Consider the following 20,076-nt stretch of genomic DNA (forward strand, 5'->3'; position numbering starts at 1 on the left):
CGACCTGCTCCTCTCCAGAACCCCATCAGGCGACGGCCACAGCGCCGATCCCGTACAGAAGCACGTTCCCGGCGAGTGGATGACGCAAAAAGGGATTGACTAACCACCGCCCGTTACAGAAGCCCGGATGAGCGTAGCGACATCCGGGACGACTGGCCCCGCATGTCGCTGCGCTCATGCGGGCTACAGGATCCGCCCTACGTCTCCGGCAGCGCAAAAACCTCGCATGGCGAAGCAATGCCGCGCAGCGAATGCGATCCGAGCGCAACGAGAGGCATGTCCGTCTCAGCAGCCAGCGCGCCCGACATCAGCACCGTCCGCCCCAGCGGCTTGCATAATCCTTCGAGGCGGCTCGCGAGATTGACGGCGGGACCGATCGCGGTGAAATCGAGCCGGTTGGCGGCGCCGATATTGCCCCACAGCATTTCGCCGAGATGAAGCGCGGCACCGAACGACAGCGGCGGCAGCCCCAGATGGCGGCGCTCCTCGTTGAGATGAGCCATCCCGGCCCGGGCCGCGCCTGCCGCGCGCAGAGCCGCCTGGCACGCGCCGCGCGGCGATGCCTCGACCACCGGGAAGATCGCGAGCACGCCATCGCCGATGAATTTCAGCACCTCGCCGCCAAAGGCGTGAACGGCACCGGCGATGCGGTCGAACCAGGCGTCGAGCGCCGCGATGACATCGGCGGGCGGTGTGGTTTCCGACAGGGCCGTGAAGTTGCGCAAGTCCGCATAGAGCAGTGCGGCCTGGATGGTCTCGCCGAGATCGCGCCGCAAAGGGGCTGCCAGCACCCGTTCCGCGCTGCGTTTGCCAAGATAGGCATCCAGCGTCGCGCGCAGCGTGGCGCGCGCAGCGAGCACCGCAAGCGGCGTCGCAGCGAAACGCGCCGCCTGGCGCAATTGCTCGTGCTCGTCTGTTGTGAAAGGGCGCGGCCCGATCCAGCCGAGCAACGGCCCATCCGGCCGTCCGACGACGTCTTCGTGCGCGTCGCCGCCCGCGATGTCGCGCAGCCAGCGGCGACCTGCGTCGTTGGGCGGGTCGGGCGCGAGGCCGCCTGGGGCGAAGCCGAGCGCTTCGATCACCCGGCCACTCTCCGCGCGCCACAGCCAGGTCCGCTTCGCGATCAGGGGATGCGGCACATCCAGCGTGAGGGCGCCGGCTGCAAGCGGCACGCCGTCGGCGACCAGATGTGCGCCGAGTTCCGCGAGCAGGCGGTCGGCCCCGGGGCTGTCTGAGGCAGCATCGACAAGCCAGGCGAGCGTCGGGGAGAGTTGCATGGCCCGATGATGGCGAAGACAGGCGGTCTTTGTCACGGGTAATCCTTGACGGACCGCTCTGGCGCCGCCATGTCCGAGTGTCAGCCCAGGGATGATCGCCGATGACCGAACCGTTCATAGTGCGACGCGAGACCCAGATCGCCGCCCCGCGCGCCACCGTTTTCGCCTATCTGACCGATCCCGAGAAGATCCTGAGCTGGATGGGTTCCGACGCGACCACGGAGCCGCATCCCGGCGGACTCTATCTGGTCAAGGGCGTCGGCCCGCGCGGCGGCAATGCCCGCGGTGCCTTCCGCGAGGTCGTGCCGGTGCATCGTCTGGCCTACACCTTCGGCTGGGAGGGTGGCCAGGAAGTGCCGCCCGGCTCGAGCCTGATCGAGATCGACCTGATCGAGCGCGACGGCGGCACGCTGATGCGGATGACCCATAGCGGGCTGCCGACGGAAGAGCAGGCCGCCGCACACGCGAAGGGATGGACGCATTATCTGGAACGGCTCACCACGGTAGCGGCGGGCGGCGATCCCGGTCCGGACCGGGGCGTTTCCGACAAGATGTAGCGACGTGCAGCTCTTGCGGTCGCCGCTGCCGTAGCCCGGATGGAGCGAAGCGCAATCCGGGACGCTACCGCTTGTTGCAACACCCCGGATTTCGCTTCGCTCCATCCGGGCTACAAGTTCCCTGGCGGTCACACCGCCGCGGTCGCCACCACCTGTGCCAGAAGCTGCTCGCGCCGCGCCTGCGAGCGCTGACCCTTCATGGTCGCGGCGAAGCGCTCGAGGATACCTTCCTCGAAGGCGGTGACGATGGTGTCGTGGACGTAGCTCTTGCGGCAGATCGCCGGCGTGTTGGAGAGCTGGTCGGCCGCGGCGCGGATTGCGTCCAGGACCTGCTTCTTGCGGCCGCGCTGGCTGGTCGCCGGCGTGATCCGTGACAGCGATTCCACCACGACAGCGGATGCCATCAGGGTGCGAAAATCCTTCAGCGAGATCTTGATGCCGGCGATCTCGCGCAAGAACGCATTCACCTGCGTGGTGTTGACCGCGCGCACGATGCCGTAGGAATCGCGATACTGGAACATGCGCTTGCCGGGGACGCCCTGCAAAATGCCGATGGCGCGCACCAGCTTGGCCGCGTCGCATTCCTTCCGCACCGCCTTGCCGCCCTTCGCCTTGAAGGTCAGCACGAAGCAATCGTCCTCCAGCGTGACGTTCGACTTCAGCAGCGTGGTGGCGCCGCGGGTGCCGTTGAGACGGGCATAGGATTCGTTGCCGGGGCGGATCGCGGTGCGCGCGATCAGCTCGATCACGGCCGAGAGCGCGAATTCGCGCGTCGGCTCGTCGCCCGACAGGAACGCCGAGACCTTGCGCCGGATCTTCGGCAGCGCGCCGACGAGCTTTTCCAGGCGATGCGCCTTGCGCTGCTCGCGGACCTTCTCCCAATCGGCGTGATAGCGGTATTGCAGCCGGCCCGCGGCGTCGCGCCCCACGGCCTGGAGATGCGAGTTCGGATCGGCCGAGTAACGCACCTCGCGATAGGCCGGCGGCACTGCCATGGCGTGCAGCCGGCGAATGGTGCGGGCGTCGCGGATATGGGCGCCGTTGGGACGGACGAAGGAATAGCCCTTGCCGCGCTTGATGCGGCGGATGGTCAGCTCGTTCTGGTCGCCAAGCCGCAGGCCGAGTTCCCTGGCGAGCGCCTCGACCGTCGCCACCGGCGCCGTATCGAAGACCTTTTTGGGGCTGGGGCGCCTGAACCCGGATGGTTTCGGCCATTGTCCGAGGGCCTTGGCCAGCGCAATGGCTGCAGGATCGGCGGAAGCGGGCCGCATCGTCCCGAGATTCTGCTGATCCATCATAGCCTTACGCCTAGCCCTGTCCTGTTACCGTTCAATGCCGCTGTTCTGATATTTGTTCCGCGGGGTCTCTTTGGACCCGGGTTGGCCATTTAGGGTGTTCCGAACCGTATTGCGAGTCCCGAATCAGTGAGCAGCGGTTTCTAAATACCTCCAGGCACCGCATGGGGCCCTGCGCGAGCCTGTTCGGCTGAGTTGGTAAGGCGCCGAAAGCCGCCCCGTCGGTCTGTTTCAGATCTGCGACAGTCGCTCCAACCGGCCTTGATCCTCCGCATGGCCGGCGACCCGCCGAAGATCCAGCTTGTCCTCCTTGTCGGGCCCGGTTAGCCCGACGCATAATCAGTTCAACGATCAGGTCGGCTTGCCCGTCGTATGCGCTCGGCTTGCCGTATGTGGAGGGAAGACATGTCCGAGAAGATCTACGACGTCCCCGCCGAGTGGGCCAAACGCGCTTGGGTCGACCAGGCCAGGTACAAGGAGATGTACGCCCGCTCGGTCTCCGACCCGAACGGCTTCTGGGCGGAACAGGCCAAGCGCATCGACTGGATGAAGACGCCGACGAAGATCGAGAACGTCTCGTTCGCGCCCGGCAACATCTCGATCAAATGGTTCGAGGACGGCGTCCTCAACGTTGCCCATAACTGTATCGACCGGCATCTGCACACGCGCGCCAACCAGACCGCGATCATCTGGGAAGGCGACGATCCTTCGCAATCGCGGCATATCACCTACAAGGAGCTGCACGACGAGGTCTGCCGGATGGCCAACATCCTGCGCACCCGCAACGTCCAGAAGGGTGACCGAGTCACGATCTATCTGCCGATGATCCCGGAAGCGGCTTACGCGATGCTCGCCTGCGCACGCATCGGCGCGATCCACTCCGTGGTGTTCGCCGGCTTCTCGCCCGACAGCCTCGCCCAGCGCATCAACGACTGCCAATCCAAGGTGATCATCACCGCGGACGAAGGCCTGCGCGGCGGCAAGAAGGTGCCGCTCAAGGCCAATGTCGACGCGGCGCTCACTAAAGCCGACGGTGTCGACTGGGTCGTCGTGGTCAAGCGCACCGGCGGCCAGGTCGAGATGAACCCGTCGCGCGATCTCTGGTATCACGACGCCGCCAAGATGGTGACGACGGAATGCCCGGTCGAGCACATGCATGCCGAGGATCCGCTGTTCATCCTCTACACCTCGGGCTCGACCGGCCAGCCCAAGGGCGTGCTGCACACGACCGGCGGCTATCTCGTGTTCGCGTCGATGACGCATCAATACGTCTTCGACTATCACGACGGCGACGTCTACTGGTGCACCGCCGACGTCGGCTGGGTCACCGGACACAGCTACATTCTGTACGGGCCGCTCGCGAACGGCGCGACCACGCTGATGTTCGAAGGCGTGCCGAATTATCCGGATAATTCGCGGTTCTGGAACGTCATCGACAAGCACAAGGTCAACATCTTCTACACCGCGCCGACCGCGATCCGCGCGCTGATGCAATCGGGCGATGAGCCTGTGAAGAAGACCTCGCGCGCCTCGCTCCGTCTGCTCGGCTCGGTCGGCGAGCCGATCAACCCGGAAGCCTGGGAGTGGTATCACCGCGTCGTCGGCGACGATCGCTGCCCGATCGTCGACACCTGGTGGCAGACCGAGACCGGCGGCATCCTGATCACGCCGCTGCCGGGCGCGACCAAGCTCAAGCCGGGCTCGGCGACGCTGCCGTTCTTCGGCGTGGTGCCGGAGATCGTCGACGCCGACGGCAAGACGCTGGACGGCGAGACGACCGGCAATCTCTGCCTCACCCGCTCGTGGCCGGGCATGATGCGCACGGTCTATGGCGACCACGCCCGCTTCGAGCAGACCTATTTCTCGACCTACAAGGGCAAGTACTTCACCGGCGACGGCTGCCGGCGCGATGCCGACGGCTATTACTGGATCACCGGCCGCGTCGACGACGTCATCAACGTCTCCGGCCACCGCATGGGAACCGCGGAAGTCGAGAGCGCGCTGGTGGCGCACGAGAAGGTGTCGGAGGCGGCCGTGGTCGGCTTCCCGCACGACATCAAGGGCCAGGGCATCTACGCCTATGTGACACTGATGGCGGGCGTCCAGCCCACCGAGGATCTGCGCAAGGAGCTCGTGACCTGGGTGCGCAAGGAGATCGGCCCGATCGCCTCGCCCGACCAGATCCAGTTCGCGCCGGGCCTGCCCAAGACCCGCTCGGGCAAGATCATGCGCCGCATCCTGCGCAAGATCGCAGAGGATGAGCCGGGCAGCCTGGGCGACACCTCGACGCTGGCCGATCCCGCCGTCGTCGACGACCTCGTCAAGAACCGGCAGAACCGGAAGTCGGTGTAAAGCAGCCTCTCGTGCCCCGGACGCAGCGCAACGCTTCTTGAGCGGTGCGCTGCAGGGCCGGGGCCCATCCGAGCGACACACTTGGGTCCCGGCTCTGCGGCGCGGGCACCATAGCGCGTCGAAGACACGCGTAAACGCGCTTATGGGCGCCGCACCGCGTCCGGGACACGAGATCGCATTCCGCGAAACGCCCTCCAAATAACAGCCGTTCACATCGTCACGCCCTTGTCAGGGCGCGCGCCCGCACGGCCGCATCTTTCCGGCCCAGTGTTGTTTTCTTGTCATTTACTTTATTTCGAACATTTCCTTTGTTCCCCCTGCTGGCGGGCCCTCGGCGGTCGCGCGTGGAAACCATCCGGTTAACGGGCGTGGTTCAGAATGTCTGGGCAAGCGGCGATTGCCGGCTTTTGCGTCAATTTGGACGATCCGTTCGGGGCGAGGAAAACATTGATGTCGATGAGGATTGCTGTGGCGCTCGCCGCCACCATCGCGGCTGGGGGCTTGATGTCGACGGCGGCAGAGGCGCGGCCGGAGATAGTCGGGATGCGATCAGCCGAATATTCGCCGGGCACCATCGTGGTCAGGACCAACGAACGCCGGCTTTATCTCATCATGGATGACGGTCACGCCGTGCGCTATCCGGTCGGCGTCGGCAAGTCCGGCAAGCAGTGGGCCGGCACGACGAAGATCGACGGCAAGTACCGCAATCCCGCCTGGGCACCGCCCGCCGAGGTGAAGCGCGACAAGCCCAACATTCCCGACGTCATTCCGGGCGGCTCGCCGCGCAACCCGATGGGCGTCGCGGCGATGACGCTGGCCGGCGGCGAATATGCGATCCACGGCACCAACGTGCCGGGCTCGGTCGGCGGCTTCGTCTCCTACGGCTGCATCCGCATGCTCAACGACGACATCACCGACCTCTACGGTCGCGTCTCCGTGGGCACGACGGTGGTCGTGACGCGCTGATCGCGAAGATCAGAGCGGGATAGCGAGAGCCGCGTCTTGCAACGCGGCTTTCTTGTTACCAGAAGCGCCAGCCTCGCGCGCACCAGCCGTCGCGGTGGCCGCCACCGTAGCTGCGCACGTAGCCACCCGCCAGCAGCGCGGCCGAGACGTTGGCGGTCCGCCGGGTCGCGACGTCGGCGAGAATGCGTCCGTATTTGTCGGGGCCGAGATTGGAGATCGTCACGTCCCCCTGGCCGAGCAGATTGCGCAGTGCGTCGGCGGCGGCTTCGGCCTTGTTCAGCTCATCCTGGCAGGATGCTTTCAGTTCAGGCGCATCGATGCCGCGCAGGCGGACCCGCACGACGAGATTGCCGCCGTTGCGCTGATGCACGCGCGCCAGAAACGTGTCGCCATCGACGGTGCGGATGACCTCGACCTGTTGGCGGGCGCCGGCGGCGCCGGACTGCTGGAGGACGATCTCTGTCGCCTGCGACTGACCGTCGGCCGCATGCGGGACGGGCCAGGTCGTGCCGTGCCGGAAGGCGAGCACGATGGCCGTCACGGCGCCGACCACGAACATCCAGGGCAACAGTCCGGAGAACCGGCGACGGAACGGAGAGCCGCTGAATGATGGCCGATACGGATTGAGACGATCACGGGAGCGCATCGTCCCACGCTAGAGCTGAGTCGGCAGAACCGGCAAGCCGCGTTCCAAACGCTTTCTTCCGGTTACGGCCTGTAGTTGCACGGACAGCGATCCTCACATCCCGTTTAACGGGAGCGTGGTCGCATCGGGCACGATCTCGCGCGCGCTAGCACCTCTCTGCGTTTCTTCCAGGGTTTTCCCCGGGGCAGGCATGCGGCGCATTAGCCGTACTTCTACGGCCATCGGTGAATCTTACCTAAATCTCAATCTTTGGTTGCGAATACCTGATGCGGAATGATAGGGAGAGAGCGGTGGGATTCTTCAAGCTTCGCATTGGAACAAAGCTCGGCATCATCACGGGCATCAACGTTCTGCTGGTCGGTGGCATCCTGACCAACCAGATGCTCGGCAACCAGTCGATCGCGGAGTCCAACCGGCTGGTCATCATCAACTACCTCAACAAAGGCAATGCGCAGGCGGCGCAGACGGCGATGGCGCGCGCGCAGCTCGCCGCGCTCGAGCTCGGTTCCGCGCCGTCGGTCGGCGAGGTTGACAAGCTCCTCGATACCCTCCGCACCCACGCGACCGAGGCCGGCACGGAAATCGACGCCGCAAGGGAGCGGGCGACGCGGAAGGTCACACAGGATGCCTACCGCGAGGCGAAGAAGTTCGTGGACACTTATCTGGCCAGTGCCGTCGAGCTGGCGGCGGCGCAAAAGGCCGTCATCAACGCTCCCGCCGGGAGCGCCAAGGCCGCGGCGGAAACAACGAAGGCGGGCATTCTCGCCGAGCATATGCGTCCGGCAGCCAAGGAGGTCGGCAAACGCGTCGACGACCTGGTGGGCGTCGCCAACGAATTCGCGGCGCGGCGCAAAGGCGAGTTGCTGGTGGAGCTGGATCGCGTCGCCAACTTCGCCGTCGTCGTTGGCGTGTTCGTCATGCTGATGCTGATCGGCTCCGCGGTCTTCTCGGTGTTGAGCATCGCCCGCCCGATCCGGCGCATCGGCGCCGTGCTCCTGCAACTCGCCGGCGGCAACAAGGCCGTCGAGATTCCTTACACGGCTCGCGGCGATGAAGTCGGCGACAACGCGCGCGCGGCGCAGACCTTCAAGGACAATCTGATCCGCATCGAGCAGATGGAAGCCGAGCAGAAGCAACGGGAAGCCGCCGCAGCCGCGCAGCGCAAGGAAGAGATGATCAGGCTCGCCGGCGCATTCGAAGCCGCGGTTGGTGGCATCATCAACTCGGTGTCGTCGGCTTCCCAGCAACTTGAATCCGCCGCCGGCACGCTGTCGGGCACAGCGGAAGAAACCCAGCAGCTCTCCGGAATGGTGGCAGCAGCCTCCGAGGAAGCATCCACCAATGTCGGCGCCGTGGCGTCCGCGGCCGAGGAGATGAGCACGTCGGTGGTCGAGATCAGCCGACAGGTCCACGATTCCAGCCGCATCGCCGGCGAGGCGGTGAAGCAGGCCGAGCGCACCGACGCCCGCATCAACGAATTGCTCAAGGCCGCGGGCCGTATCGGCGACGTCGTCAAGCTGATCACCGCGATTGCCGAACAGACCAACCTTCTGGCGCTGAACGCCACCATCGAAGCGGCACGCGCCGGCGAATCCGGCCGCGGATTTGCCGTCGTCGCAAGCGAGGTGAAGGCGCTCGCCGCCCAGACCGCGAGAGCGACCGAGGAGATCGGCACGCAGATCGCCGACATGCAGACCGCTACGGAAGATTCCGTCGGCGCGATCAAGGAGATCAGCGCGACCATCGCCAAGATCTCGGACATCTCGACGACCATCGCTGCCACCATCGAGGAGCAGGGGGCCGCGACAGCGGAGATCGCGCGCAACGTCAGCGAAGCCGCCAAGGGCACGGTCGAGGTCGCAGACAAGATCGCGCAGGTCAGCCACGGTGCGAGCGCCACCGGCGCGGCATCGGGACAGGTCCTGGCGTCGGCGCGGTCGCTGTCCAGCGAAAGCGGCCTGCTGCAGGCAGAGGTCGAGAAGTTCCTCAACACAGTGCGCGCCGCCTAGATCGGCAACGACGTGGCGAGCATAGCTGCTGTTGCTCGCCTGACAGTCATGGCACCCCCGGGATTGCCCGGATTTGACCGGCACGCTAAGCAACGATAGGTTGTGCACGCAAACGTGAGCAACTTGCTTGCGGAACCCGTCCAGCGAGTCCCCCAACATGAACATCGACGTGACTTCACCCGATTCGCTCGCGCGGATCGCCGATCTGGTTCGCCAGCAGCATAGCTCCCTGGACACCATGCCGCTTTCGCCGGTGGACGGATTCCAGACCCGGACCGTCACGCTCGAAATACTGATGCGCGAAGTGACGGAATGCCTTGCCGAGAGCTTCCGGCATCGCGCGGCGCAAGACTTTCCCATGCTTTATTTTGCATGCGGCAAGGCGCGGGTCGGATCGACGGCCCTGAGCAATCTGTTCGGCATGACCGGGATGCCCTCGTACTATCAGCCGCTGAAGGCGATCCTGCGCGATGCGCTCGTCGGCAAGACGCTGACACCGTGGATCGTGCCGTCGGCGAGCGATGAGCCGAACATCTTCAGCAAGGAGACGATCGGGCCCTACGTGCTCGCCGAGAGCCTGTTCAATCCGCTCAAGCTGCTGATCGACGCAGGCTATCCGCGGCACCGCCTGCACCTCATCGCGCTCGACCGCGAGCCGGCAAGCGCACTGGCGTCATGGCTCGAGAAGCTGATCTCGCGCGCTCCGGAAAGCACGCTGCTGGCACACTATGTCGTCGCCGCGCTCGGCGCGGTTCGGGTGGCAAGCTACGCCAGGCAACAGGGCGTTCCGGTCACGCACTACGTCTATGAGGTGAGCAAGGAAGCGATCTCGTCGGTTCGCGTCCTGTTCGATCGCCTTGGCATCTCGGGCAGCTTTACCGAAAATGCCGTGACGTCATGGCGGGAGCCGGGACAAGAGCAGGCGAACAACGCGCGCGTCATCTTCCCGAGCGAAGCGGCGATCTACAAGGTGCCCAACCTGCACACCTCGGACAGCGCCTATCGCTACCAGCGCCGCGCAACGGCCTCGCTGAGCCAGGCCCAGCTGGATGTCCTCGAGCGCTGCGGGGTCAACGATGCCTATCGTGCCTCGGTTGCGGCGTGCATTCGCGATCTCGGCCTGAGTGCAGCGACGTCGGAACACCTGTTCGGCGATTGGCTCGCTGCGGCCGCGTGATCGCCATGCTCGACATTCCCGTGACCACCGGGCCAGCGCTCCCTGGAGCGGCTGACGGCAAGCCGACCCGCGCGACCACCAGCCATCTCCGGCGCCTGGAAGCGGAAAGCATCCACATCCTGCGGGAGACGGCCGCCGAGTTCCGCAAGCCGGTCATGCTGTACTCCATCGGGAAAGACTCCTCGGTGCTGCTGCATCTGGCGATGAAGGCGTTTCATCCCGGCAAGCCGCCATTTCCCCTGATGCACATCGACACGACCTGGAAGTTCCGGGAGATGATCGCGTTTCGCGACATGCGCGCGCGCGAACTCGGCCTCGATCTGATCATCCATACCAACAATGCCGGATTGAGCCAGGGCATCGATCCCTTCACCCACGGCTCGGCCCGCTACACCGACGTCATGAAGACGCAGGCATTGCGGCAGGCGCTGGACCTCCACGGCTTCGACGCCGCGATCGGAGGCGCGCGGCGCGACGAGGAGAAATCGCGCGCCAAAGAGCGCGTCTTCTCCCATCGCAGTACGGCGCATCGCTGGGACCCGAAGAACCAGCGGCCGGAACTGTGGAGCCTGTACAACACGCTGCTTGCGCCCGGCGAAAGCATGCGGGTGTTTCCGCTGTCGAACTGGACCGAGCTCGACATCTGGGACTACATCCTGCTCGAGGACATCCCGATCGTTCCGCTCTATCTGGCGGCTTCGCGTCCGGTGGTCGAGCGCGATGGCGCGCTGATCATGGTGGACGACGAACGGATGCCGCTGCGGCCGAACGAAGAGCCGCGATGGCGCTCCGTCAGGTTTCGCACCCTCGGCTGCTATCCTCTGACAGGCGCGACGTCCTCGACGGCGGTAACCCTGCCGGAGATCGTCCGGGAGATGATGGCCTCGCGCACCTCCGAGCGGCAGGGACGCATGATCGACCGGGACAGTCCCGCGTCGATGGAGCGCAAGAAAGCGGAAGGCTACTTCTGATGTCCTATCACGAGGCTCCCACGATCGCGGCCTCCGATGCGCCGCGGCTGGACCAGAACGACCGCCCGACGCTGCGCTTCGTCACCTGCGGCAGCGTCGACGATGGCAAGAGCACGCTGGTCGGCCGCCTGCTCTACGATTCCAAGACGCTGCTCGACGACCAGCTCGACGCGCTGGCCTCCGAAAGCCGGACCGCCGGCACCACCGGCGGCGATCTCGACTTCGCGCTGCTGGTCGACGGCCTCCAGGCCGAGCGCGAGCAGGGCATCACGATCGATGTCGCCTACCGCTTCTTCGCCACGAAGCTGCGCCGCTTCATCGTCGCCGACACGCCGGGACATGCGCAGTACACCCGCAACATGGCGACCGGCGCCTCCAACGCCGATCTCGCCGTGGTACTGGTCGACGCCCGCAAGGGTGTGATCACGCAGACGCGCCGCCACAGCCACATCCTGTCGCTGCTCGGCATCCGCCACGTCGTGCTTGCCGTGAACAAGATGGACCTGATCGGCTTCGACGGCGATCGCTTCGCGGCCATCACCGCCGAATATTTGACGCTGGCCGGACAGCTCGGGATCTCCCAGGTCCAGTGCATCCCCGTCGTGGCGCCCGACGGCGACAACATCGTCGCCGCGAGCGCGCGCATGCCCTGGTACACCGGACCGACCGTCACGGCCTATCTGGAATCGGTGGATGTCGAAGGCGACGTCTCGCAGCGGCCATTCCGGCTGCCGGTGCAGTGGGTCAACCGGCCGCATGCGGATTTTCGCGGCTTCTGCGGGCGAATCGCCAGCGGAACGATCCGGGCTGGCGACGCGGTCGCCGTGCAGCCCTCGGGCCGTCAGACCCGCGTCGCGCGCATTCTCACGCCCGGCGGCGAACGCGATCGGGCGACGGCCGGCGAGTCGATCACGCTCACGCTCGCCGACGAGGTCGATGTCAGCCGCGGCGACGTGCTCTCGGCGGGATCCGCCCCGCAGATCTCGGATCAACTTGCGGCCCATCTCGTCTGGTTCGATGACGAGGCCATGGCCGCGGGGCGGCGCTACGTGCTCAAATGCGGCACGGCCTCGACCGGCGCGGTGATCTCGACGCTCAAGCACCGCATCGCCATCGATACCATGGCGGAAGAGAGCGCCGCGACGCTCGATGCAAATGAGATCGGCCATGTCCATCTCAGCCTCGACCGCCCGCTGGTGTTCGAGGCCTATCGCGACGATCGCGACATGGGCAGCTTCATCCTCATCGATCCGATCAGCCATCGCACGGCTGCGGCCGGCATGATCGACATCTCGCTGTGCCGCGCCACCAACATCCACCGCCATCGGCTCGCGGTCGACAAGTCGGTGCGGGCGCGGCTCAAGCAGCAGCGGCCCTGCGTGCTGTGGTTCACGGGCCTGAGCGGCGCCGGCAAATCGACGATCGCCGATCTCGTCGACCGGCGGCTTGCCGAGCTCGGGCGCCATGCCGCGCTGCTCGACGGCGACAATCTCCGCCACGGCATCAACCGCGACCTCGGCTTCTCCAGCGCGGAAAGGATGGAGAACGTCCGGCGTGTCGCGGAGATCGCGGCGCTGTTCGTCGATGCCGGCATGATCGCGCTGGTCGCGCTGATCTCGCCGTTCCGCAACGAACGCGCCCTGGCGCGGCAACGGGTCGAAGCAGGCGAGTTCATCGAGATCCATGTCGCAACCCCGCTTGCCGAATGCGAGCGCCGCGATCCCAAGGGCCTTTACCGCAAGGCGCGCGCGGGCGAGCTGCCGGGTTTCACCGGGATCGACGATCCCTACGAGGCGCCGCAAGCGCCGGAGATCACCATCGACACGTCGGAACTGTCGAGCGAGGCGGCCTGCGAGCGCATCATCGGCTATCTCAGGGACAATCACTATCTATAACGGCCGGGCAGCGCCCGGCCTAAAGCAGTGCAGGCCTCAGAAGTCGGAGGCGATGCCCTTGCTCTCCCAATCGCCATAGCGGGTAGGCTCAGGTCCCTTGGGACCCTGCAACTCCTTCGGTGCCGCCTTCGCGCCGTCCTTGGCCTGCGCCGCTGCCTGCCGGCGCGCCTCGGCTTCGGCAAGCGCACGCTGGGCGGCCGGCGGAAGCGGCTTGCGATCGGGAACGGGAGGCTGGTCACTCATCGTCTGGCTTCCTAGCGCAGGGGCGCGACACGCACGACGTCCAATAACGCATTGCTGAAATGGCCGTACCGGGCTGAAAACGCCCGAGACCATTCTTACATTTGGCATATTCGCATGCCACAGATGGGCTCGTTAAGGCATGCGCCCACTGCGGCGGAACTGCCGCTCGCTCAGAACCTTGCTTCCGCATGCCATCTCAACGTTTCGCCCCTCCGTCCGAAGTGCCTGGTCTTGCGGCGCGTCGGATTGCCGCCGACATCGTCGATGGCGTCCTGCACAAGCATCGCACGCTTGACGACCAGCTCGACGGCGGCGGCGCCCATCCCGGATTGAAGACGCTGGCCGATCGCGACCGCGCGCTGATGCGCCGCCTGGTCGCCACGGTGCTGCGCCGGCTCGGCACCCTCGGCCACGTGCTGTCCCGCCTGCTCGACAAGGGCATCCCCTCCGACGCGCCGCGCGCGCAGAGCGCGCTGTTGATCGGCGCCGCCCAGATCCTCTGGATGGACGTGCCCGATCACGCCGCCGTCGATCTCTCCGTCCGCCTCGTGCAATCCGACCGGCGCGCCGCACGCTATGCCGGCCTCGTCAATGCCGTGCTGCGCCGCTGCGCGCGCGAAGGCAAGGCGCTGGTCGAGGAAGTCGCCGCACAATCGCTGGACCTGCCGCCATGGCTGCTCGCGCGCTGGAGCGCGCATTATGGCGAGGCGACCGCAAGGGACATGGCGCTGGCGCTCGGCCACGAGCCGTCACTCGATCTCACCGTGAAGGCGGATGCCGCGCAATGGGCCAGCCGCCTGCATGGCGAGACGCTGCCGACCGGGACGGTGCGGATGCTGCTGCACGGCGCGGTGACGATGCTGCCCGGCTTCGCCGAAGGACAATGGTGGGTGCAGGATGCCGCCGCCGCGCTGCCGGCCCGGCTGTTTGGCGACATCAAGGGCAAATCCATTGCCGACCTCTGCGCCGCCCCCGGCGGCAAGACCGCGCAACTGGCGCATGCCGGCGCGCATGTCACGGCGATCGACCGCTCGCCCGCCCGGGTGGCGCGCCTGCGTGAGAACCTGGGGCGGTTGTCGCTCCAGGCCGAGACCGTCGTCGCTGACGCCGTGGAATGGGCCGGTCCCGCCGAAGGCTTCGACGGCATCCTGATCGATGCGCCCTGCACCTCGACCGGCACGATCCGCCGACATCCCGACGTCGCCTGGCTGCGGCAGGAATCCGACATCGCCGCCCTGACCGCGCTCCAGCAGCGGCTGCTGAAGAAATCCGTCCCGCTGCTCAAGTCCGGCGGAACGCTGGTCTACTGCACCTGTTCGCTGGAACCCGAAGAGGGCGAGCAGGCCATCGCCGCCCTGCTGGCCGCAGAACCCGTGCTTCGCCGCGTCCCGATCGAGGCGTCCGAGGTCGCGGGCCTGGATGAAATCCTCACCCGGGAAGGCGACCTGCGCACCCTGCCGAGCCATCTGCCGAACGCCGATCCCAAGCTCGGCGGGCTTGACGGGTTCTTCGCAGCCCGGCTCGTTAAATCCTGATTTTGCACCGGATTTTGTAACTCCGACCCTGATTCGCGCCGTTCAAGGTGGTGTCAGCCGTCCGATTTTGGGATTAATAAGGATTCGTCGTTAATCCTCTCCCCCTTCAAGGCAAGGCGTGTCGGTCGCTCAACGCAGACGTATCTCGACGCTGGTCATGAACCGCTTCGCGCGGAACATGCTCGCGCGCGCGAGCGGCGGTTCCGTTGCGCTGTCGCGGGTGTGGCCCGGCCGCACCGACCGGCTGATCATCGCGCCGCATGACCTGCGCACGGCGGACGCAACCCGCGCCGCCGAGATCTATGCCGGTCGTTTCGTCTTCGCCGGCAAGATCGTCAATTGCCATGGGCGTTCGATCTTCGATCTCGATCCGCCCTCGGAGGACTGGGAGGTCGCGCTGCTCGGCTTCGGCTGGCTGCGTCATTTGCGCGCCGCCGACACCGCACTGACGCGGGCGAATGCGCGCGCGCTGGTCGAGGACTGGATCGCCAACCCCGCCAACAAGCGCCGCCCCGTCGCGCGGCGCGCCGACGTGCTGGCGCGGCGCGTGATCTCGCTGCTGTCGCAGGCGCCCCTGGTGCTCAACGACACCGACAACAAATTCTATCGCCGTTATCTGCGCGCCCTCGCGCGCGAGATCCGCTTCCTGCGCTACACCATGGTCGACATCCCCGATGGCGTGCCAAAGCTCCAGGTGCTGATCGCGCTGTGCTATACGACGCTGTGCCTCGCCAACCAGGCGCGCCACATCCGCAGCGCGTCGAAAAAGCTCTCCGACGAATTGCAGCGGCAGATCCTGCCCGACGGCGGACACATCTCCCGCAATCCGGGCGCGCTGATCGAGCTCCTGATCGACCTGTTGCCGCTGCGACAGACCTTTGCCGCGCGCAACATCGCGCCGCCTCCGGCCCTGCTCAACGCGATCGACCGCATGATGCCGATGCTGCGCTTCTTCCGGCACGGCGACGGCAATTTCGCGCTGTTCAACGGCATGAGCGCGACGTCCTCGGACCTGCTCGCCACGCTGCTCGCCTATGACGACACCCACGGCGCGCCGATGGCGAACATGCCGCATACCGGCTTCCAGCGCCTCGATGCCGGCCAAACCACGCTGATCATCGACACCGGCCCGCCGCCGCCGGCCGGCGTCAGCCACGACGCCCATGCCGGCTGCCTGTCGTTCGAACTGTCCTCCGGTATCAGCCGCATCGTCACCAATTGCGGCATGCCGACCACGGGCCGCGACAATTGGCGACCGTTCGCGCGCAGCACCGCCGCGCATTCGACGCTGACCTATCACGACACGTCCACATGCCAGTTCGTCGAGATGTCGGCGATGAAGCGGCTCCTGCACGGCTCGCCCGTCACCAGCGGCCCGGTCGAGGTCGAGAGCTATCGCGAAATCGTGCAGAACGGCACGCTGCTGACGGCCTCGCATGACGGCTATCTCTCCAAATTCGGCGCGATCCATCGCCGCGTGCTGATGATCGCCAATGACGGCGCACGCATCGACGGCGAGGACACGCTGTCGCCGCCGCAGGGCGGACGCTTCAAGGGCGCGGATGCCGATTTCGCGCTGCGCTTCCATCTGCATCCGGCGGTGAAGGCGAGCCGGCTGTCGGATGCGCGCGGCGTCATGCTGGTGCTGCCGAACCGCGACGTCTGGACCTTCGAGGCGTTGGACGACAAGGTCGACCTCGAGGACAGCGTGTTCCTGGCCGGCAACGACGGCCCGCGCCGCACCGCTCAGATCGTGATCCGCCAGGACGCGCGGCAGGCGCCCTCGATCCGCTGGAGCTTTGTCCGCTCCACCGCTTCGCCGGCTGTGACCAATGCCCGCCGCAACGCCCGGCGCGAGCCGGAACTTCCGCTGTAAACGCACGGTTCGGCCCCGATCCGATCGTTGTGAAGGGCATCGAAAACTGCTATCGAGCCCTCGCTCGCGCGACTGGCGACCTTGGATGGAGCACCATCGGGAAGCGCGGGACATAGCTGCCGCGCGCCTGGGCATAGACACTCCTTCAGACAGAGGATCTTGCTCATGACTGATCATCCCCGCCGCGTCACCCGCGCCCTGCTTTCCGTTTCCGACAAGACCGGGCTGATCGAATTCGCCAAGGCGCTTGCCGCGCACGATGTCGAGCTGGTCTCGACCGGCGGCACCGCCAAGGCGATCGCCGCCGCCGGCCTCAAGGTGAAGGACGTGTCCGACCTCACCGGCTTCCCGGAGATGATGGACGGCCGCGTCAAGACGCTGCATCCCAAGGTGCATGGCGGACTGCTCGCGATCCGCGACAACAAGGAGCATGCGGAGGCGATGAAGGCGCACGGCATCGCGCCGATCGACCTGCTCGTCGTCAACCTCTATCCATTCGAGGCGACCGTCGACAAAGGCGCGGGCTTCGAGGATTGCATCGAGAACATCGACATCGGCGGTCCCGCGATGATCCGCGCCGCGGCCAAGAACCATGACGACGTCGCCGTCGTGGTCGAGGCCGAGGACTACAAGGCCGTGCTCGACGAGCTCGCCGCCAACAACGGCGCGACCACGCTGAAGCTGCGCCGGCGGCTGGCCGCAAAGGCCTATGCGCGCACCGCCGCCTACGACGCCGCGATCTCGAACTGGTTCAACCGGCAGCTCGAGATCGACGCGCCCGACTTCCGCGCCTTCGGCGGCCGACTGATCCAGTCGCTGCGCTACGGCGAGAACCCGCACCAGACCGCGGCGTTCTACGCGACGCCCGACAAGCGCCCGGGCGTCTCCACCGCCCGGCAGCTCCAGGGCAAGGAGCTCTCCTACAACAACATCAACGACACCGATGCGGCCTATGAATGCATCGGCGAGTTCGACGCCAAGCGGACGGCGGCCTGCGTCATTGTCAAGCATGCCAACCCCTGCGGCGTCGCCGAGGGCTCTGACCTCGTCAGTGCCTATCGCAAGGCACTGGCCTGCGATTCCACCTCCGCCTTCGGCGGCATCATCGCGATGAACCGCGCGCTCGACGCCGACACCGCGCGTGAGATCACAAAGATCTTCACCGAGGTGATCATCGCGCCCGACGCCAGCGAGGAAGCGATCGCCATCATCGGCGGGAAGAAGAACCTCCGCCTGCTGCTCGCCGGCAGCCTGCCCGACCCGCGCGCGCCGGGCCTCACCGCCAAGACGGTGGCCGGCGGCCTGCTCGTGCAGAGCCGCGACAACGCCGTGGTCGACGACATGACCTTCAAGGTGGTCACCAAGCGCGCGCCGACCGACGCCGAGATGCGCGACCTGAAATTCGCGTTCCGCGTGGCCAAGCACGTCAAGTCCAACACCATCATCTACGCCAAGGATCTCGCCACCGTCGGCATCGGCGCGGGCCAGATGAGCCGCGTGGACTCAGCGCGGATCGCGGCGCGCAAGGCTCAGGATGCGGCGAACGAGCTGAAGCTCGCCGAGCCGCTCACCAAGGGTTCGGTCGTGGCATCGGATGCATTCTTCCCGTTCGCTGACGGCATGCTCGCCTGCATCGAGGCCGGCGCCACCGCCGTGGTGCAGCCCGGCGGCTCGATGCGCGACGACGAAGTGATCAAGGCCGCCGACGAGCACGGCATCGCCATGGTGTTCACGGGAACGCGGCACTTCAGGCACTGATCTCGCCGTCATTCCGGGGCGCGCCACTTGGCGCGAGCCCGGAATCCATTTCTCCGCATGACACGCTGCACGATAGATTCCGGGCGCGCGCTTCGCGCGCCCCCGGAATGACGGGGAATTGCGGGCTAATCCCGCACCCGCATCAGCAATCCCAGTCCCGCGACGAAGAACACCACCAGCACCGCCATGCCGGCCTTCTGGCTTGCGGTCACCGCAGTGATCATGCCGATCAGGAGCGGGCCGATGAAGGATGTCACTTTTCCCGTCAGCGCGAACAGGCCGAAATACTGCGCGATGCGATCCTTCGGCGCGAGGCGGATCAGCAGCGTGCGCGAGGCCGCCTGCAGCGGACCGCCGGCCGCGCCGATGAGGCAGCCCAGCACGAGATAGGCGCGCTCGGCTGTGCTCGAGAACAGCGGAGCCCCCGGCTGCGGCGGCGCGACCTTGACGAACAACACGCTGTCCTTGTCGACCAAAAGGATCGCCGCCACCGACAGCAGCAGCAGCAGCAAGCTGCCGGCGATCACGCGCCGCGGCCCGAGATGATCGTCGAGCTTGCCGCCGAGCCATGCGCCAAACGTGCCGGCAATCGCGAGCATGATGCCGAAAGTGCCGATCTGGATCGTGTGCCAGCCGAATGTGCCGGCGGCATAGATGCCGCCGAAGGCGAACAGGGACACCAGCCCGTCGGTGTAGATCATGTTGGCCAGCAGAAATGCCGCGAGCGACTTCTGCTGCGGCAGGCCCTTGATCGATTGCTTCAGCTCCGACAGTCCTTCGCGCAGCGCCTCGCGCACCGGTCGCTTCGCCGGATAGTCCGGCGTGAACAGGAACATCGGCGTCACGAAGACGATGAACCAGATGCCGGTCAACGGCCCCGCGGCGCGGTCGCCCTGATGGGTCGCGGGATCGAGCCCGAACAAGGGCGTGAAGCCGAGCAGCGTGCGGCCGGTCTCGGGATTGGCCGCGAGGAAGCCGAGCACGATGATCAGGCTGACGATGCCGCCGATGTAACCCGTGGCCCAGCCGGTGCCGGAGAGCCGGCCGATGCGCTCCGGCGGCACCAGGGTCGGCATCATCGCGTTGTTGAAGACGGTGGCGAATTCCGCGCCGACGCTGGCGAGCGCGACCGCAGTGAGCAGCGGCGGAATGATGGCGTGATCGCCCGGTCTGCCGATCCACAGCGTGCACGATGCCAGCACCAGCAATGCGCCGAACCCTGCGATCCACGGCTTCCTGCGGCCCGAAGCATCCGCGATGGCCCCGAGCACCGGCGACAACAGCGCGATGACGAGGCCCGCAGCCGCCATCGCAAAACCCCACAGCGACTGGCCGGTCGCGGGATCGGGTGCGATGCTGGTGGCAAAATAGGGCGCGAACACGAAGGTCGTGATCAGGGTGAAATAGGGCTGGGCGGCCCAATCGAAGAAGATCCAGCTGACGACGGCTGCGCGCGGCGGATAGGTCCGCAGCGCGCCGGCCATGCGCATATCGGAGGCGATCGTCGTCATCAGGCAGT

General features: G+C 66.4%; 15 protein-coding genes and 1 riboswitch. Of the genes, 10 read left to right on the forward strand and 5 right to left on the reverse strand.

What is annotated here, in order from left to right:
* Positions 1 to 197 precede the first annotated feature (197 nt).
* A complete protein-coding gene (locus GPL20_RS21845; RefSeq protein ID WP_157331703.1) occupies positions 198 to 1,277 on the reverse strand; it encodes an adenylate/guanylate cyclase domain-containing protein in 1,080 nt (359 codons plus the stop codon).
* A 101-nt stretch (positions 1,278 to 1,378) separates the two neighbouring features.
* On the opposite strand from GPL20_RS21845, the gene GPL20_RS21850 reads away from it, so the two are divergent.
* Entirely contained in the window at positions 1,379 to 1,834 is a 456-nt protein-coding gene (locus GPL20_RS21850) for an SRPBCC family protein (RefSeq protein ID WP_157331569.1), read from the forward strand.
* Positions 1,835 to 1,962: 128 nt separating this feature from the next.
* Here the strand turns inward: GPL20_RS21850 and GPL20_RS21855 are convergent, their stop codons facing one another.
* Entirely contained in the window at positions 1,963 to 3,132 is a 1,170-nt protein-coding gene (locus tag GPL20_RS21855; RefSeq protein ID WP_157331570.1) for a DNA topoisomerase IB, read from the reverse strand.
* Positions 3,133 to 3,534: 402 nt separating this feature from the next.
* Between GPL20_RS21855 and acs the strand changes: the two genes are divergently transcribed.
* Both acs and GPL20_RS21865 read left to right on the forward strand, forming a co-directional pair.
* Positions 3,535 to 5,481 carry an acetate--CoA ligase gene (gene acs / locus GPL20_RS21860; protein ID WP_157331571.1) on the forward strand — a complete coding sequence of 649 codons (1,947 nt, stop codon included), beginning with the start codon at positions 3,535 to 3,537 and terminating at the stop codon, positions 5,479 to 5,481.
* A gap of 450 nt (positions 5,482 to 5,931) precedes the next feature.
* Entirely contained in the window at positions 5,932 to 6,447 is a 516-nt protein-coding gene (locus GPL20_RS21865) for a L,D-transpeptidase (protein ID WP_157331572.1), read from the forward strand.
* A 55-nt stretch (positions 6,448 to 6,502) separates the two neighbouring features.
* Here GPL20_RS21865 and GPL20_RS21870 read toward each other — a convergent pair whose 3' ends face one another.
* Positions 6,503 to 7,093, reverse strand: coding sequence for a thermonuclease family protein (locus tag GPL20_RS21870; protein WP_157331573.1), 591 nt, complete (start codon positions 7,091 to 7,093; stop codon positions 6,503 to 6,505).
* A gap of 266 nt (positions 7,094 to 7,359) precedes the next feature.
* On the opposite strand from GPL20_RS21870, the gene GPL20_RS21875 reads away from it, so the two are divergent.
* The 4 genes from GPL20_RS21875 (at position 7,360) to cysN (ending at position 13,145) form a co-directional block, all read left to right on the forward strand.
* The gene (locus tag GPL20_RS21875; RefSeq protein WP_157331574.1) at positions 7,360 to 9,102 is read left to right on the forward strand and encodes a methyl-accepting chemotaxis protein; all 1,743 of its coding nucleotides are present in this window, start codon (positions 7,360 to 7,362) and stop codon (positions 9,100 to 9,102) included.
* A gap of 157 nt (positions 9,103 to 9,259) precedes the next feature.
* Positions 9,260 to 10,279, forward strand: a complete 1,020-nt coding sequence (locus tag GPL20_RS21880) for a sulfotransferase family protein (RefSeq protein WP_157331575.1) — start codon at positions 9,260 to 9,262, stop codon at positions 10,277 to 10,279.
* Between the two features lie 5 nt (positions 10,280 to 10,284).
* Positions 10,285 to 11,250 (forward strand): sulfate adenylyltransferase subunit CysD, encoded by a 966-nt coding sequence (gene cysD, locus GPL20_RS21885; protein ID WP_157331576.1) that lies wholly within the window; start codon positions 10,285 to 10,287, stop codon positions 11,248 to 11,250.
* Entirely contained in the window at positions 11,250 to 13,145 is a 1,896-nt protein-coding gene (gene cysN, locus GPL20_RS21890; RefSeq protein ID WP_157331577.1) for a sulfate adenylyltransferase subunit CysN, read from the forward strand. Before cysD ends, cysN begins: the two co-directional genes overlap by 1 nt.
* A 36-nt stretch (positions 13,146 to 13,181) precedes the next feature.
* Here cysN and GPL20_RS21895 read toward each other — a convergent pair whose 3' ends face one another.
* Positions 13,182 to 13,388, reverse strand: coding sequence for a DUF1674 domain-containing protein (locus GPL20_RS21895; protein WP_157331578.1), 207 nt, complete (start codon positions 13,386 to 13,388; stop codon positions 13,182 to 13,184).
* Between the two features lie 188 nt (positions 13,389 to 13,576).
* Between GPL20_RS21895 and GPL20_RS21900 the strand changes: the two genes are divergently transcribed.
* The 3 genes from GPL20_RS21900 to purH all read left to right on the forward strand — a co-directional run bounded on the left by GPL20_RS21900 (position 13,577) and on the right by purH (position 18,557).
* The gene (locus GPL20_RS21900) at positions 13,577 to 14,923 is read left to right on the forward strand and encodes an RsmB/NOP family class I SAM-dependent RNA methyltransferase (RefSeq protein ID WP_157331579.1); all 1,347 of its coding nucleotides are present in this window, start codon (positions 13,577 to 13,579) and stop codon (positions 14,921 to 14,923) included.
* A 157-nt stretch (positions 14,924 to 15,080) separates the two neighbouring features.
* On the forward strand, positions 15,081 to 16,799 hold the full coding sequence (locus GPL20_RS21905; RefSeq protein WP_157331580.1) for a heparinase II/III family protein: 1,719 nt from the start codon (positions 15,081 to 15,083) through the stop codon (positions 16,797 to 16,799).
* A gap of 58 nt (positions 16,800 to 16,857) precedes the next feature.
* Positions 16,858 to 16,939: riboswitch (ZMP/ZTP riboswitch) on the forward strand.
* Between the two features lie 25 nt (positions 16,940 to 16,964).
* Positions 16,965 to 18,557, forward strand: coding sequence for a bifunctional phosphoribosylaminoimidazolecarboxamide formyltransferase/IMP cyclohydrolase (gene purH / locus GPL20_RS21910; RefSeq protein ID WP_157331581.1), 1,593 nt, complete (start codon positions 16,965 to 16,967; stop codon positions 18,555 to 18,557).
* Between the two features lie 125 nt (positions 18,558 to 18,682).
* On the opposite strand, the gene GPL20_RS21915 is transcribed toward purH, so the two are convergent.
* Complete coding sequence (locus GPL20_RS21915) at positions 18,683 to 20,068, reverse strand: MFS transporter (RefSeq protein WP_157331582.1); 1,386 nt, start codon at positions 20,066 to 20,068, stop codon at positions 18,683 to 18,685.
* Positions 20,069 to 20,076: the final 8 nt, after the last annotated feature.

The sequence above is a fragment of the Bradyrhizobium cajani genome (assembly GCF_009759665.1).
In the GTDB taxonomy this organism is placed as follows: Bacteria; Pseudomonadota; Alphaproteobacteria; order Rhizobiales; family Xanthobacteraceae; genus Bradyrhizobium; species Bradyrhizobium cajani.

Excerpts from the sequence above, each read along its gene's own strand:
- GPL20_RS21845 (WP_157331703.1), bottom strand. The coding sequence starts at position 1,277 with ATGCAACTCTCCCCGACGCTCGCCTGGCTTGTCGATGCTGCCTCAGAC.
- GPL20_RS21880 (WP_157331575.1), top strand. The coding sequence starts at position 9,260 with ATGAACATCGACGTGACTTCACCCGATTCGCTCGCGCGGATCGCCGAT.
- purH (WP_157331581.1), top strand. The coding sequence starts at position 16,965 with ATGACTGATCATCCCCGCCGCGTCACCCGCGCCCTGCTTTCCGTTTCC.
- cysD (WP_157331576.1), top strand. The coding sequence starts at position 10,285 with ATGCTCGACATTCCCGTGACCACCGGGCCAGCGCTCCCTGGAGCGGCT.
- GPL20_RS21915 (WP_157331582.1), bottom strand. The coding sequence starts at position 20,068 with ATGACGACGATCGCCTCCGATATGCGCATGGCCGGCGCGCTGCGGACC.
- GPL20_RS21870 (WP_157331573.1), bottom strand. The coding sequence starts at position 7,093 with ATGCGCTCCCGTGATCGTCTCAATCCGTATCGGCCATCATTCAGCGGC.
- GPL20_RS21900 (WP_157331579.1), top strand. The coding sequence starts at position 13,577 with ATGCCATCTCAACGTTTCGCCCCTCCGTCCGAAGTGCCTGGTCTTGCG.
- GPL20_RS21865 (WP_157331572.1), top strand. The coding sequence starts at position 5,932 with ATGTCGATGAGGATTGCTGTGGCGCTCGCCGCCACCATCGCGGCTGGG.
- GPL20_RS21855 (WP_157331570.1), bottom strand. The coding sequence starts at position 3,132 with ATGATGGATCAGCAGAATCTCGGGACGATGCGGCCCGCTTCCGCCGAT.
- acs (WP_157331571.1), top strand. The coding sequence starts at position 3,535 with ATGTCCGAGAAGATCTACGACGTCCCCGCCGAGTGGGCCAAACGCGCT.
- GPL20_RS21850 (WP_157331569.1), top strand. The coding sequence starts at position 1,379 with ATGACCGAACCGTTCATAGTGCGACGCGAGACCCAGATCGCCGCCCCG.
- GPL20_RS21905 (WP_157331580.1), top strand. The coding sequence starts at position 15,081 with ATGAACCGCTTCGCGCGGAACATGCTCGCGCGCGCGAGCGGCGGTTCC.
- cysN (WP_157331577.1), top strand. The coding sequence starts at position 11,250 with ATGTCCTATCACGAGGCTCCCACGATCGCGGCCTCCGATGCGCCGCGG.
- GPL20_RS21875 (WP_157331574.1), top strand. The coding sequence starts at position 7,360 with ATGCGGAATGATAGGGAGAGAGCGGTGGGATTCTTCAAGCTTCGCATT.
- GPL20_RS21895 (WP_157331578.1), bottom strand. The coding sequence starts at position 13,388 with ATGAGTGACCAGCCTCCCGTTCCCGATCGCAAGCCGCTTCCGCCGGCC.